This is a genomic window from Streptomyces typhae (genome assembly GCF_009755605.1).
GTDB lineage: Bacteria > Actinomycetota > Actinomycetes > Streptomycetales > Streptomycetaceae > Streptomyces > Streptomyces typhae.
In genome coordinates this window covers 108,969-122,108 of the sequence record NZ_WPNZ01000022.1, presented here as the reverse complement: position 1 = coordinate 122,108, position 13,140 = coordinate 108,969, and the positions used below count along the sequence as shown (strand labels likewise).

Here is a 13,140-nt window from a genome sequence, read left to right as displayed (position 1 = left end):
CCCTGCCGTTCCTCACGGCCCCGTTCCGCGGACGGCGGCCGCGTGCCGGGGGCCACCGGCACGCTCCACCGCCCCGACGAGGCGGGAGAAGGCGGGGGCATTCCGCAGGGGGCTGCCGCCGGACCGTGCCCCGCGGTGGATCTCCCAGTACAAGCTGCGGTCCGTGAGGTGCCGGAGCGCGCGCTTCCACGCGCGCGTGCGTGGGTGCCCCGGCGCCACGCGCAGCGCGGTCCGCAGAAAGCCGAACCGCAGGGGCTGGTCGTCGTGGACGTCGCAGACATCGAGGCCGTGGAGGGCGACGGCGAGGGCGTAGCGCCGCTCGCCGGTCGTCTCCAGGAGCCGGGCCAGATGCCTGAGCTGGCGGAGCACGGTGGGGGCGTCCTTGGGGCGGCTGGGCAGCACTTGCGTCAGGAACACGGCCAGCTCCACCAGGCGGTGGCGCAAGGGGAGTTCCTCGCCCAGCATGGCGCCCGCCGTCGCCGCGTGCAGCCGGAAGGCCACCTCGTCGTACGGGGACCCGCCGTTCTCGCGGCCGGCCCGCGCCCGTGCCTCCTCCGCGTCGCCCTGATGCAGGAGCCGCAGCACCTCTCCCTCCGTGAGGAAGGCGTGCCACGCCGGGGGCACGGCGTCCCGCAGGTGGCTGAGCGCGGTCGCCATGCCCGCGATGTCGCCGGTGACGAGGTACGCCTTGAGCGTTTCCAGGGTCTGCGCGTTCCACAGGACGTCCCGCAGCTCCGGGGCCGCCGCGAACACCGCGGGCCAGGCGCCCCGCGGGAGCACGCACGGCCCGAGGGACAGCTCGTCCTGCCGGGCGGCGGCCGTGCCGAGCGCGAAGTGCTCCCGGGCCCTGCGGGTGTCCCCGCGCAGGGCGTGCAGCCGTCCCAGGTTGATCCACGGCTGGAAGGCGTGGCTGAGCGTGCCCGCGTCCGCACGGTCCCGGTGGCACCCGGCCACCCAGTCCAGCTGGCGTTCGCACAGATGCTGGGCGCACCGCAGGTCACCGGCGCAGGCCAGCACGAACCCCGCCTTGTTCATGAGGGAGGAGACGGTGTCCATGGCACGCGGGTCGTGGGCCGTGTCCGTGCTCAACGCGTCGTCGAGCCGTGTGCGCAGTTCCTCGGCCCAGGTGTCCAGCGGTGGCCGCAGCAGCCGTTCGTGGTGGCGCAGGAAGTCCCGTGACGGCAGTGCCCGCGACGAGGCGGCCCTGGTGTCGTCCGCCCTCACCGGATTCGCCCCGGTGCCGGAGTGATCTGGAGGAGTACGGGTTCGTCGGGGGTGTCGTCCTTGAGCGTGAAGCCGTCGGCGGGACAGGCCAGGTTGTTCTCGTTGCCGGACTGCCAGCCGCGGAGCCACGGTGCGAGGCGGCCGTCGTGGAACTCCAGCGTGCCGTCGGGGCGCAGGACCCCGAGGTCGTTCGCCGGGTCGTTCAACGACACCGTGCACTTGCCGAGCCGTCCGTCGGCCCGGATCATCAGGGAGTTGGGGCGGGCCGCGTAGCAGACGGGCGCGTCGGGAGTGGTCGCGGTGCGTCGCTCCGTCCGCAGGATCTCTCTCAGGTCCGCGATGACGTGGGAGCGCGTGGACTTGTCGACGATGTCCATGGTCTTGTCGTGCGGTCCGCCGAGGCGCTCCACGGCCTTCAGGTGCACCGAGAAGCGCGTGTCGGCGAGGAAGGTGTCCCGGATCAGGGCCAGGAACTCCGGCATCTCCGGCAGGTTGGCCGGTGTCAGGTGCACCCGCAGCGTCACCGTCACGGGCCACGTCCCGTGCCGGATCGTCAGCAGGTTCTGCCACAGTTTGGCGAACGACCCCCGTCCGTCCGCCCTGAGCCGTGTCCTGTCGTGCAGGTGCTCCGGGCCGTCCAGGGAGACCTGGAAGGACGAGACACCCAGCCCGGCCAACCGTTCGACCATGGCTCCGGTGAGGAGATATCCATTGGTCGTGACATCGCCGCGGTGGCGCAGCCCGTGCGCGGGGGCCGCGTCCGCGACGAAGCGCGAGACGTCCTCGACGATGTCCGCCGCGAGCAGCGGCTCACCGCCGAACCAGGAGATGTCGAGGACCTTCAGGTCGCCGAGGCGCTGCCCGATCAGCGCCTTCACCCCGTCGACGACCCCGGGCCGCATGCGCCCGACCGAGAAGTCCTCGTAACAGTACGTACAGCGGAAGTTGCACTGCTCCGTCGGGAGCAGGATGAGATGGAAGACGTCATTGCGCAGGGAGTGCATTCGCTCCCGGACGATGACCGCTTCGTTGCCGTCACCCGATCCTGCCCCCATCGAGGTCGCCTCCGTTCACCTCTCCTGTGGTCTTCTCAGCCGCCGCAGCCGTGGTTGCAGGACTGATTGGGAACGAGCATGGCCGACCCGTCCGACAGCTCCCGGAACTGTTTCGCCAGTTCCGGATCCGTGATCACGATGCGTCCCAGGGAATCGATCGACACGTCGGACGGCGACAACCCGGCGAGAAGCTCGGAGAGTTTGTCACTCACGCCGTCCTCCTCTCTTCTGATCACCAGTGATCCGAGTACACCCGAGGTGCCTCCGGCTGGACCCATGCGTACTGCGCGTCACCCCGGCGGACAATGAAAGGCGCAGGGGCCGGGCGCCGAATCACTCCTTCGAGTTAACACGGCTGTGAGAGGGGGGAGTTGGAGAGGCGGGAGAAGGCCACTGAGGCGGTGGGCGGCAGGGTGCGGTCTCGGCCCGCCACGGAAAGACTTCGGACAGAGGATCTTCCACGGGGCAGGGATCGTGCGCGGTGCCCCGGGCTCCCCGTCTTCCGATCAAGGGGCTAGCCTCCGTACGCATGACCGATACTCAAACCCACGAACAACTCGTGGTGGACCGTACGAGACCGCGGGCCCACCGCGTCCTGCGGCTCGCCGCGGGTGCCACAGCGGCGTTACTCGTCGCCGACCTCGGTACGCGTGCCTACAACCACTACGACCCCATACCGACCGTCCGCGAGTTGGTGAACGTCGACGTCGAGGCCAACCTGGCCACTTGGTGGAACAGCACGCTCTTGCTGGCCGTGACAGGCATGGCGGTGGTCGCCGCGCTGCTGAGCGGGCGCGGCGTGCGGCCGGGGCGGCTGTCCTGGCTCGGGCTCGCCGCCGCCACCGCGCTGCTCAGCATCGATGAGACGGTCTCGCTGCACGAGCGCCTCGGCGAGGTCGGCAAGTCGTGGAAGGAGTGGGCCGGGGGCTCGCTGCCCACGCACGCCTGGGTGCTGCCCGGCGCGCTCCTCGCGGTCGTGGGCACCGTGTGCGCCTTGCTGTGGGCCCGGAAACTCCCCCGCGACCTGCGGTACGGGCTGCTCGGCGCCCTGGCCGTGTATCTGGGCGGGGCGCTGGTGATCGAGGCGCTCAACGGCTGGTCGCACGCCAACGGCCACAGCACCGCGCTGATGCTGGGAACGATCGTCGAGGAGGGCTTCGAGATGAGCGGCTGCCTGGTCGCCCTCGCCGTCCTCGGCCGGTACGTGGTGCTGGAACGTGATCCGGCATCAGGACGTGCGACGGTGCGCCTGCGGGAGGGATAGGCGTCTCCTCCGCCGTTACTCGGGTGCTTCTTCGTCGCGGGGCACGGGGGCGAACGGGGGGCGGGCCTCTCGTCCGGCACGGAGGAGAGGCCCAGGTCGGTGACGGCTTCTCACGGCCGCCATTCCTCCTGCCACAGTCCGTGCGTTTCGTAGGACAGGGCGAGGGCCTTCAGGTGCAACAGCGCCGACAGTTCGTCGTGCGGCCAGTGGGGGGAGCCGTGGTCGGCGTCGCGTATGGCGGCCTGGCTGGTGTGCACGATGCTCCTGCGGATCGCGATGTCCTGGTGCATACGGTGCGGGACGGGACAGCGGCAGCCGGGCGTGCCGGGCGTGTCGGGAGCGCCCGGAGCGCGGCCCGCCGGGCAGCGGGGTTCGTGGAAGAGACCGGTCGCGGCCACCTCTTCGTCCAGACGGGCGTGGACGAACGCGGCCAGGGCGGTGAGCTGTGCGGCCGCCACGGAGTGCACGGGTGCGGGGGCGCCGGTCGGCCGGGCGGGCCCGCTCCTGTCGTCCTGGCGGCGTCGGTGCCGCATGGCGGCCCGTACCGCCGCTGCTTCCTGCCGGATCCGCACCGCCTCGGACCGGATCTCACGGGCCCTGCCGACGGCCTCCCGGGCTGTGCGGCACAACTGCTCGCAACGCTCGAAGGTGTTGAGGGCGGTGGAAGTGTCGAAAGGGAACGGCATTGTCCCTCCTGACAGTGCGCAATACGTGGTGTGCCGACGCGCAGGCGGCCGTGCGCCGCGTGTTGTCGCCCCTTCTGAGGCGTCCGGTCAGCCTCTGGTCCGTGTGTGCCGGGGCCGTGAGCGCATCCACTCACTCGGCCGGTGTGTCCTGGCCCGAACGACGACGGGGGGCGGACCGCGGCCGGGGAAGGTCCGGAATGTCGATGACCTCCCGGGCGACGGTGGCGAGCGGCAGGCGTCGGCGGCGTGCGTGGCGGCGCAGGGTGTCGAAGGCGCTGTCGGGGGAGATGCCGTGGCGTGCGGCGAGGAAGCCCTTGGCCTGTTCGATGAGGACGCGGCTGTGCAGGGCGGCTTGCAGCTGTTCGTTGAGGGTGTCGGCCAGCCGGAGCGTACGCGCGTGGACCAGGCCGATGGTGGCCGCGTCGGCGAAGGCCTGCGCCAGCGTGAGATCGGCGGCGGGCAGCGGGTGCTCGCCGGTGCGCAGGAGCAGCACGCTGCCCAGAGTGTCCTGGCGCAGCCGCAGGGGCACGGCGGGGGCGTGGGTGTAGCCGGCGTCCACGGCCCGTGCGGTGAAATCGCGCCAGGCGCCGGGCGCACGGGCGAGGCTGCCGGTGGCGACGGCGGCGCACGTGTGGTGCGCGTCGGCTGCCGGGCCTTCGCGCAGGGCGGCGTCGAGCACCGCGGCCAGGGCGGGGGAGGAGTCGCAGGGCGCCGGGTTGTACAACTGGCCCTCGGGGCGGGCCAGCAGGACCGCGACGTCCCTGACATCCAGGATGCTGCGGCAGCGGAAGGCAAGCCGCCGCAGGAAGCCGATGATGTCGAAGTCGTCCGCCAAGGTGTCGGCGAGCTCCACGAAGGTTGCGGTGATCTTCTCTTCCCTGCTCATCCCTCACTCCTCGATGAGACGACTCCTCGATGAGATGGCTCCTTGACGTGACAGCCCTTTGACGTGACGGTTCCTTGACGTGACGGCTCTTCGGCATGCCGACCCCTCGACATGGCGGCTCTTGGACACGGCGGCTCCTCTGCATGACGCCACCCATCACGGACCGTTCGACCGCGAGGGGCGGGGGTGCACGGAAAGCAGCTCCGGCGGGATCGCGAGGGCAGCCACGTCTTGTATCTGAAAGGCTACTCTTCACCGCCGTGGGAAGCCCCGCCCGTGCAGGAGCGGGGCACGAAGAGGGGACGACCGGGGCGGGCACCGGAACGGGCACTCGGAGCGGCCGGAGATCAGGTCGTCGGCGGCCGGTCCCACCGTCTGCCGGGCGGCCCCGGAACGCGAGAAGAAGGCCACCGCGGTCGGCGCGGTGATGTGCGGCCAGGGGGACAAGGGCGAGAACCAGGCGGAGTTCCTCGTCCCACCGGCGATTCACGCCATTCCCCGCGGAACGCTGTCTTCAGGGTGTGAGGGAGGTCACGATCTGAAGGTTTTCCCGTTCGGACCGGACAGATGGAGCGCTCATGACGCGAACCGTTCCGCATGCGCCCGTGCTCGTCGAGAGACCCTCCGTCAAGTTCTCCAGTGCCCCGCAGCGTCCACCGCTGCGGCACCTGGGCGTCGCGTCCCTGCGTACGTCGCGGTCCGGCACCCGGCGCCGGTCGCGCGGCGAAGCGCCCCGCGTGCTGCTCCTCGTACCCTCGTACACCCGCGTCGTGGAGCCGTCACCGCGAGGGAGCAGCTTCCAGGAACTCGGCCTCGGCACCTTCGAGGTCATGAAGCGGGCGGGCACCCCGATCGGCCTGCTGCGCATCGCGGCGAACGCCCGTCTCAGCGGGTTCGACGTGCGTATCGTCGACTCGCCCTTCGCCGGCTGGGAGCAGGAGCGCCGGCATGTGGACCTCGGGGGCGGCAGCAGCCTGGTGCGCTACGGCCTCGACGACGCGCAACTGCGCGCCCTCATCGAGGACTTCGACCCGGACGTCGTCGGCATCCAGTGCATCTACACCGTCCAGTGGGGCAACGCACGCGCCCTCGCCGACCTGGTCAAGGACATCGACCCGGGCATCGTGACCGTCACCGGCGGCGCCCACCCGAGCGGCGACTGGCAGTACGCGGTGCCGGACTCCCCCTTCGACCACGTGGTCGTCAACGAGGCGGACCAGACCTTGACCGCTCTGCTGCGGGCGCTGACCGAGGAGGGCGGCGACATCGACGCCGTGCCCGGCATCGCCTACCGGCGTGCCGACGGCGCCGTCGTCCGGACGAGCGCCGTGTCGCCGTACATGCGGATCCTGCCCAAGCGGCAAGGCCTCGACCAGCGGCTCGGCATGATGCCGCTGCCCGACTTCGGCATGCTGGACATGCGCCAGTACGAGCAGGGCTACCACTCGTCGGGCAAGCGCGTGCGCGACCACGGGGCCTGGGCGCAGATCTTCTCGACCATCGGCTGCAACGTCGGCTGCGACTTCTGCTACATCCCCATGGTGAACGGCCCGTGGCGGGCACTCGGCACCGACTGGTTCGACCTGCACCTCGCCGAGATACGCAAGCAGGGCGTGACCGAGGTCCTCATCGAGGACGACCACCTGCTGCACGACCCGCTGTACGCGATGGAGACCTTCAAGCTCCTGCGCAAACACGATCTGCCCTGGGTCGAGGAGGGCGGCCTGAGCCTGTTCAACCTCGTCCTGCTGCACCTGGGCAACAAGTTCGCGGACAGCATGGACGACAGCGAGCGCCGCAACCCCAACTTCCGCAACGTCCTTGCGGCGATGCGGGCCGGGCTCACCTGCCGGGGCCTGATCAAGGCCATGGCCGCCGGCGGCTGCTACAGCGTCTACCTCGCGGTGGAGAGCGCCAACGAGGACAGCCTGGTCGAGTCGGGAAAGCCCCGCCTCAACGCCTTCCAGAAGGCGACCGGTGAGATCGTGGAGATGTTCACCGAGTACGGCATCCAGGTCACCGGCGGTTTCATGCTCGGCTTCGTCAACCCGCCCGAGCGGCCCGGCGGCGAGCCGTACGTCGAGTCCCTCGACCAGGTCGAGAAGACCATCGACTACGCGGTCACGCTCATGGGCCACGGCATGGCGTACGCCAACCCGTTCATCGTCACGCCGCTGCCGGGCACGAAGATGTGGGACTTCCAGAAGGACTACGTCGTACGCAACTACGACAACGGCTGGTCGCACGAGAAGGCGACCATGGCGACGGACAAGTGGAGCGCCGAGGACATCGAGCGCATGCGCCTCGAACTCCTGGTGCGGGCCAACGGCGCCGATAGGGTGGTGGAGATGGTCCGCCGGGGGACCTGGCCGGTGGACGCCTGACCTGGCTCCGAAGCCTGACCTGGCCTACGACGCCTGACCTGGCTCCGACATCTGCTCGGCAGCTCTGATGCCTGGTCCGGCTCCGCCACCTGTTCAGGCTCCGCCTCCTGATCCGGCCGGGCCCGGCCCTTCCCCGGGCCCGGGTCCCGGCTCAGCCGCGGCGGCGCGCCGCTCGCAGCGCGTCCGCCGACGCGAGGGTGGCGCCACCGGCGATCAGCACGGTGGCGGCTGCGACGGGCCAGCTCGCATCGGCCCGCCCCGTCGCGACGAGCAGCGCGGTGGACAGCAGCGGGGCGAAGTACGAGAAGGTGCCGAGGAGTTGGATGTCGCCGTGCTTGGTGCCGTGGTCCCACACGTAGAAGGCGCCGCCGACCGGACCGAGGCCGAGGGTGAGCACGGCGAGCCACTGCCAGCCGTCAGGCCGCACCGTGGTCTCGAACACCAGGTGGCAGGCGGCCGCGAGCACCGCCGTCGCCAGGCAGAAGAAGGCGACCATGTCCGTGGAGACCTGCGGATGGCGGCGGTTGGCCACCGAGTAGGCCGACCACACGAGCGCGCAGACGACGGCCGCCCCGTACCCGAGCAGGTACTCCCCGCGCAGCTGCACCCCTTGACCGCCGGTGACCAGGACGAAGGTGCCGCCGAGCCCGAGCACCGCGCCCGCCGTGTGCCACCAGCGCAGCCGCTCCCCGGGAAGCAGCGCGGAGAACACGACGATCAGCAGGGGCCACAGATAGGCGATGAGGCCGGCGTCCACCGCGGGGGCGTTGCGCAGGGCCAGGAAGTAGAAGAAGTGGTAGCCGAAGAGGCCGCCGACGCCGAGCGCCCAGGCGCCGCCGGGCAGTCCGCGGGCGACGGCTCTGCCGCTGCGGATCGCCCGGGGCAGGCCGATGATCCCGCCGACCGTGAACGCCATCGCGGTGAGCTGGAACGGCGGTATCCGCCCGGTCAGCGTGGTCACCAGGGCCAGCGCCGCCCACAGCAGCACGGCCACCGCGCCGATCGCGGTGGCCCGCAGCCGACTCGCCGGGGACGCCGCGGCGCCGCGCCCACCTCCCGGAGCGACGACATCGGCATCGGCTTGCGTGTCCCCCGCGTCCACCCGCCCAGACCTCCAGTCCCCCACGCCCGGTAGCGGTACGTCAGCACACGGCTACCGGGACATGGTAGGGCGCGCGGCGGGAACGCCCGTGTCCTTTTCAGGACAGGTACGAAGAGCGCGTGCAGGACAGGTACGAAGAGCGCGCGGAGCGCTCGGGTGCCCTTGCGACGGTGCGTTCCGGGCGGAGTTCCGGGAGGGATGCGGAGGGCGGCTTCCGGACAAAGAGTGGCTTGCGCGAGAACGTTCAGCGGCGCGCAACAACCTTGTCACCTCGCCCCGGCGTTCTTAGAGGCGGGTGTGTGTCGGTGTGCCGCACGCCCGTTGTGCCCGCACGCCCGCGCTCGGAAAGGGAATCACGCATGACCACACGGCACCGGCGTATCACCGTCGCCCTCGTCTCGGTCCTCCTCGCCGCTCCCGTGGGGATGGGGCTCACGGGATGCGATCCCGGCGACGCGGTGGACTGTGTGCGGGCGGCCGACGCGGCGTCCGACAGCGTCGGGCTGCTCAGGAAGGCCGCGCAGGACGCGGTCCTTTATCCGGACGAGGACGACAAGACCTTCGACCGCATCAGGGACAACCTCGACGAGATCCGGGACAAGCAGAGCGACGACGACGTCATAGCGGCCGTCGACGACATGGAGGAGGCCGTGAACAACGTGGAGGACGCCGTGGACGACGGCGACAGGACTCCCGACCTCTCGCCGATCGTCCGGGCGGCCGGAAAGGTCACCAAGGCCTGCGCGCCCTGAGCGCGGCGCGGAGGAGGGCCCGCGCCCGGTGCCGTGATGACAGTTGCTCTCTGGTGGTGAGTCCTGTCGCGGTGTAGCGTCGCTGACAGATGTCGTGGTTCGCACTCCTGCCCACGCGGTGGCGTGGGCTTTTTTGCTGTGCGGTGCCCGCGGACCAGGGCGTCGTTCACGGGTCCGCGCGGTGCGGGCCCGCTATCTACTGAGAGGTACCGGCGTGGCCAGCGGAATCGTGAAGTGGTTCAACTCCGAAAAGGGCTTCGGCTTCATACAGCAGGACGGCGGAGGCCCGGACGTCTTCGCGCACTACTCGAACATCAACAGCACCGGCTACCGGGAGCTGCAGGAGGGCCAGGCCGTGTCCTTCGACATCACCCAGGGCCAGAAGGGCCCGCAGGCGGAGAACATCACCCCTCGCTGACCACGCGGCCAGGTGACCACCGGGCCCCGGAGCGGATTCCGCTCCGGGGCCTCGGCGTGTTGCTCCTCCGGCGAGGCGAGGCCGGGAGGGGGCCCCGGCGGGGTCAGGTCGAAGTGCGGGGAAGCCGCATGGTGAGGGAGACGACACTGCCGTCGGCGCCGGTGGAGACGGTGAGGTGATCCGTGATGAGGGAGGCGAGCCACAGACCGCGCCCGGCGGCGTGCTCATCGGCCCCGGGCATCTCCTGCGGCACGGCGTCCGCGGTGAATCCGGGCCCGGAGCCGTGGATGTGGCACGCCAGATGCCCGTCGGCGCGCTCCAGGACCAGGGTGCCGCCCCCCTCGGCGTGCTCGATGGCGTTGCTGGCCACGGCGTCGACGGCCACGACGAAATCCCAGCGCCGGGGCTCGGGCAGACCCTCGCGGTCCGCGTACCGGTCGACGAGCACCCGCAGCCGGGGCAGGTCGCCCTGGACGAACGGGCAGTCCAGCAGGGAGGGGGCGGCGGGCCGGTCGTCCGGGGCGGGCGCCGTCATCAGGGGCTCACCTCGCTGATGAGCAGGTTGGGGATGTGGTCGGCGTCCGCCCGGCGGAGTATCCGTGCCACCGCGGAGCGGCAGCGGACCTCGATCAGGTCGTGAGCGGCGGACGTGGCGAGGCGCAGCAGATCGACGCTGCAGGCGGCGCTGAGGAAGCTGACCCGGGACAGGTCCACCGTCAGCCGCCGGGCCTCCGCGCTGCGCGCCAGCCCTTCGCGTACGGCGGCTGTGAACTGTTCCCGGGTGGCGATGTCCGCCTCGCCGACGAGCCGCACCACGTCGGCCGCGTGTTCGGTGTGCAGGGCTCCGAGGTGCGGGAGGAGCCGGCAGGGGTGTGCCCGGTGCATGGCCGCGAGCACGTCGGGGGAGAAGCAGCGGCTGTCGTACGCGCAGATCTCGGTGTAGAGACGGTCGGTGAACAGGTGCTCGGCATGGGATTCGCGGTACATCATCACCGCGATGTCGGCGTCGAGGTCGCCCACCCAGTGCATGTCGATGTACGTGCGCAGGCCCCGGTAGCCCTCGGCGAGCGCGCGGTCGGTCTCCTCCTGGATGCGCTGCCACTGCCTGCGCGGGGTGAAACTGCGGGCCGGGTGGATGAGGGCGCGCATGCTGCTGACCACCAGCTGTCCGCGGTCGCGTGCGGCACCGAGCAGCGGTCCCGGGGCGTCGAGGCGTCGCCACACCTCGCCCTCGGTCAGCTGCGGGGCGGCGAACACCATGACCTTCTCGTGGTTGGCCAGCCCCGCCCAGGCGTACGCGGCCACCACGTCGCGGCCCGCTTCGTCGTCTCCGTATCCGGCGAAGGCGTGGTCGCCCGCCCGGAGCTGCTGTACCGGAATCGTCCCGGCAGACGCCGAACCCGCAGCAGCGGCCATCACGTACCTCCAAGGCCCGGCGGCCAAGGCCCAACGGCCACCCCGCGGGCCCACGCTAGCGGTCCGCCTTGCCCCTCGGGTTCTCCTGGCGGAGAACGACATCGAGCCGATCCGAACTCCACCGGAAGTGACCGGGACGAGCGCGAAAGTGCCCGGACTTCACGGTGTTCGGAGCGCTTCTGATCGCCCCGGCGGTGCGGGCTGTCGATGATCCGTACGGGGCTGCCGCGCGGGTTCGAGGGGTTCGAGCCAACGAGGACCGGCGGGGGCGTGCCGGTGCCGCGCCCGGCTCCCGCCGGCCGGCAGACCTCCGCAGGGTCGATCAGCACGGTGGTGCCGCTACGGTGCCCCCTGGTCGGGGTCGGTGATGCCGAGGTCCACGCGCATGACGTGGCGCATCCTCCACAGGGGTTCCCAGAGCCCGGTCAAGCCCTGCCGGGCGGATTCCAGGGATTCCCCCGGTCGGGCCGTGTCCGCGTCGAGGCGCCGCAACAGGCCGTAGAGGTCACCGAGGTGACGGTTCGCGGTGCCGGCTGTCTCCGCGACCGAGTCGGGGAGCACCATCTGGGCCTCGGCGTGCCGCATGCGGTGTTCGCGGCGTGCCCGGTCCAGATCCGACCGCAGGTCGTCGGTCATCTCGTCCTGCTCCAGGGCGTGCAGGACGTTCGTCATCACGTTGGCCAGGTCGCGCGTACCGGCGCTGAGCGCGGCGTAGCACGTGCGCCGCGCTTCGAGCCGGGCCTGGCGCGTGGCGTGCTCCCGCTCGTCCTGCTGGAGCCGCCGCGCGTGCTCCAGCTCGCGCGCCCTGGCCCGGTCGGCGCCGCGCTGTGTGATCACGGCAGCGGCGAGGGTGCCGCCGATACCAAGGACCGCGATCACGATCTGGCTGATTGAGGTGTCCAAGCCGCCCTCCGGCTCCGTTCGGCTCGCCGGGACTGCACCCGCCGTCCGGTGTTTCGCCCCGGTGGACGGTGCGGCGTCGGCCGCTGGGGGAACGGCAGGCCAACAAGTACTGACGCGCAGGTGCCTCCACGCGTCGCAGGTTTGTTTCGTCTGGATGCGTGAGTGGCTCAAATACCTTTGCTGGCAAAGGAGTTGTGAGGGTGTCGAGTGGGGTGTGTGATTGACGATTCACCGGCTGTCGTGCCTAGGATGCGCCAAGTCACCGGCTCATCCGTTGCCAGTGGCAAGTTCCGCGACGGCACCCGGAGACCGTGCGCAAGGACCGCCCACAGACGCTCGTGTCTGGTTCCGAAGAGGGCGGCAGCAGTGGGCAGAAGTGGTTTCCGAGCCCCTCGGCAGGACCGGGGAGCTCGATATTCGCGCTGGTTACCTCCCGCAGAGAAGAGTGATCGATGCGTCTTGTTCCGAAGATCGCCCTCGCGGCGGGCGCCGCTGGTCTCGTCGGCGTCGGCATGCTGTACTCCGGTGCCGCGTTCGCGGGGCAGTCGGCCGCCCCGCGGGCCGCGGCGGACACCGCGATGCCTCCGGCCGTGGAGGACTTCACCTACCCCGGGGCCGACAAGATCCGGCAGGATCTGGGCATCGTGCTCAAACGCGGGGACGGAAACATCACCTTGGCCGCGTGCGGCAGCGCCCCCGGCCTCCTGGAGGTGTGGGCCCGTGGGGGCAAGCAGGAGAAGTTCTGCTTCCGCGTCACAGGGAGCAAGGGCTATCTGAGCCTGGAGATCCCCTCGGTGTACGGCATCAAGGGCAACGCCTACACGACCGACGTCGACATGACCGTGGAGGGGACCGAGAAGTCGTTCACGGTGCCGGCGAACAGCTACACCCCCGTCGGGGAATCCACGGACCCGGGCGGCCGTGAGCACACGCTGGTGGAGCTCACCGCACGCAAGTGACACCGGCCGCCGTTCACCTCCTCACCCGCGTGACGTGCCCGGCGCCGCCCAGGTCGCTGCGGCGGGGCTGCGTCCGCGCGGGCCCGACCAG

Annotated in this window: 14 protein-coding genes; 5 read left to right on the top strand and 9 right to left on the bottom strand. The window is 70.9% G+C overall.

Annotated elements, in window-relative coordinates; all coding sequences use genetic code 11:
• Positions 1 to 12: 12 nt before the first annotated feature.
• The 3 genes from GPA10_RS31985 to GPA10_RS31975 are packed head-to-tail and all read right to left on the bottom strand — an operon-like array spanning position 13 to position 2,491.
• Entirely contained in the window at positions 13 to 1,224 is a 1,212-nt protein-coding gene (locus GPA10_RS31985; protein WP_157168512.1) for a hypothetical protein, read from the bottom strand.
• A complete protein-coding gene (locus GPA10_RS31980; protein ID WP_246260176.1) occupies positions 1,221 to 2,279 on the bottom strand; it encodes a radical SAM protein in 1,059 nt (352 codons plus the stop codon). The genes GPA10_RS31985 and GPA10_RS31980 overlap by 4 nt, the downstream gene beginning before the upstream one ends.
• A gap of 35 nt (positions 2,280 to 2,314) precedes the next feature.
• Positions 2,315 to 2,491: a hypothetical protein gene (locus tag GPA10_RS31975; protein WP_157168511.1), complete on the bottom strand. Its 177-nt coding sequence runs from the start codon at positions 2,489 to 2,491 to the stop codon at positions 2,315 to 2,317.
• A gap of 317 nt (positions 2,492 to 2,808) precedes the next feature.
• On the opposite strand from GPA10_RS31975, the gene GPA10_RS31970 reads away from it, so the two are divergent.
• On the top strand, positions 2,809 to 3,543 hold the full coding sequence (locus GPA10_RS31970; RefSeq protein ID WP_157168510.1) for a hypothetical protein: 735 nt from the start codon (positions 2,809 to 2,811) through the stop codon (positions 3,541 to 3,543).
• Between the two features lie 110 nt (positions 3,544 to 3,653).
• Here GPA10_RS31970 and GPA10_RS31965 read toward each other — a convergent pair whose 3' ends face one another.
• Together GPA10_RS31965 and GPA10_RS31960 are read right to left on the bottom strand one after the other, a co-directional pair.
• A complete protein-coding gene (locus GPA10_RS31965) occupies positions 3,654 to 4,229 on the bottom strand; it encodes a DUF6221 family protein (RefSeq protein ID WP_157168509.1) in 576 nt (191 codons plus the stop codon).
• Between the two features lie 130 nt (positions 4,230 to 4,359).
• Entirely contained in the window at positions 4,360 to 5,115 is a 756-nt protein-coding gene (locus GPA10_RS31960) for a GAF and ANTAR domain-containing protein (protein ID WP_157168508.1), read from the bottom strand.
• Between the two features lie 578 nt (positions 5,116 to 5,693).
• Between GPA10_RS31960 and GPA10_RS31955 the strand changes: the two genes are divergently transcribed.
• Positions 5,694 to 7,499: a B12-binding domain-containing radical SAM protein gene (locus GPA10_RS31955; protein WP_157168507.1), complete on the top strand. Its 1,806-nt coding sequence runs from the start codon at positions 5,694 to 5,696 to the stop codon at positions 7,497 to 7,499.
• A gap of 151 nt (positions 7,500 to 7,650) precedes the next feature.
• Here GPA10_RS31955 and yddG read toward each other — a convergent pair whose 3' ends face one another.
• Positions 7,651 to 8,601 carry an aromatic amino acid exporter YddG gene (gene yddG / locus GPA10_RS31950; protein ID WP_241844840.1) on the bottom strand — a complete coding sequence of 317 codons (951 nt, stop codon included), beginning with the start codon at positions 8,599 to 8,601 and terminating at the stop codon, positions 7,651 to 7,653.
• Between the two features lie 359 nt (positions 8,602 to 8,960).
• Between yddG and GPA10_RS31945 the strand changes: the two genes are divergently transcribed.
• A complete protein-coding gene (locus GPA10_RS31945) occupies positions 8,961 to 9,353 on the top strand; it encodes a hypothetical protein (protein WP_058846501.1) in 393 nt (130 codons plus the stop codon).
• A 214-nt stretch (positions 9,354 to 9,567) separates the two neighbouring features.
• Positions 9,568 to 9,771: a cold-shock protein gene (locus GPA10_RS31940; protein WP_343041554.1), complete on the top strand. Its 204-nt coding sequence runs from the start codon at positions 9,568 to 9,570 to the stop codon at positions 9,769 to 9,771.
• A gap of 103 nt (positions 9,772 to 9,874) precedes the next feature.
• Here the strand turns inward: GPA10_RS31940 and GPA10_RS31935 are convergent, their stop codons facing one another.
• The 3 genes from GPA10_RS31935 to GPA10_RS31925 all read right to left on the bottom strand — a co-directional run bounded on the left by GPA10_RS31935 (position 9,875) and on the right by GPA10_RS31925 (position 12,090).
• Positions 9,875 to 10,306, bottom strand: a complete 432-nt coding sequence (locus GPA10_RS31935; RefSeq protein ID WP_079086036.1) for an ATP-binding protein — start codon at positions 10,304 to 10,306, stop codon at positions 9,875 to 9,877.
• A complete protein-coding gene (locus GPA10_RS31930) occupies positions 10,306 to 11,187 on the bottom strand; it encodes an MEDS domain-containing protein (protein WP_157168506.1) in 882 nt (293 codons plus the stop codon). The genes GPA10_RS31935 and GPA10_RS31930 overlap by 1 nt, the downstream gene beginning before the upstream one ends.
• Positions 11,188 to 11,526: 339 nt before the next feature.
• Entirely contained in the window at positions 11,527 to 12,090 is a 564-nt protein-coding gene (locus GPA10_RS31925; RefSeq protein WP_157168505.1) for a hypothetical protein, read from the bottom strand.
• Positions 12,091 to 12,542: 452 nt separating this feature from the next.
• Here GPA10_RS31925 and GPA10_RS31920 point away from each other — a divergent pair, with 452 nt between their 5' ends.
• Positions 12,543 to 13,049 carry a hypothetical protein gene (locus GPA10_RS31920; protein ID WP_063803463.1) on the top strand — a complete coding sequence of 169 codons (507 nt, stop codon included), beginning with the start codon at positions 12,543 to 12,545 and terminating at the stop codon, positions 13,047 to 13,049.
• Positions 13,050 to 13,140 lie beyond the last annotated feature (91 nt).

Bases quoted from the DNA above. Each gene is read 5' to 3' on its own strand.
- GPA10_RS31980 (WP_246260176.1), bottom strand. From the start codon at position 2,279: ATGGGGGCAGGATCGGGTGACGGCAACGAAGCGGTCATCGTCCGGGAG.
- GPA10_RS31970 (WP_157168510.1), top strand. From the start codon at position 2,809: ATGACCGATACTCAAACCCACGAACAACTCGTGGTGGACCGTACGAGA.
- GPA10_RS31965 (WP_157168509.1), bottom strand. From the start codon at position 4,229: ATGCCGTTCCCTTTCGACACTTCCACCGCCCTCAACACCTTCGAGCGT.
- GPA10_RS31960 (WP_157168508.1), bottom strand. From the start codon at position 5,115: ATGAGCAGGGAAGAGAAGATCACCGCAACCTTCGTGGAGCTCGCCGAC.
- GPA10_RS31955 (WP_157168507.1), top strand. From the start codon at position 5,694: ATGACGCGAACCGTTCCGCATGCGCCCGTGCTCGTCGAGAGACCCTCC.
- GPA10_RS31945 (WP_058846501.1), top strand. From the start codon at position 8,961: ATGACCACACGGCACCGGCGTATCACCGTCGCCCTCGTCTCGGTCCTC.
- GPA10_RS31935 (WP_079086036.1), bottom strand. From the start codon at position 10,306: ATGACGGCGCCCGCCCCGGACGACCGGCCCGCCGCCCCCTCCCTGCTG.
- GPA10_RS31930 (WP_157168506.1), bottom strand. From the start codon at position 11,187: ATGGCCGCTGCTGCGGGTTCGGCGTCTGCCGGGACGATTCCGGTACAG.
- GPA10_RS31920 (WP_063803463.1), top strand. From the start codon at position 12,543: ATGCGTCTTGTTCCGAAGATCGCCCTCGCGGCGGGCGCCGCTGGTCTC.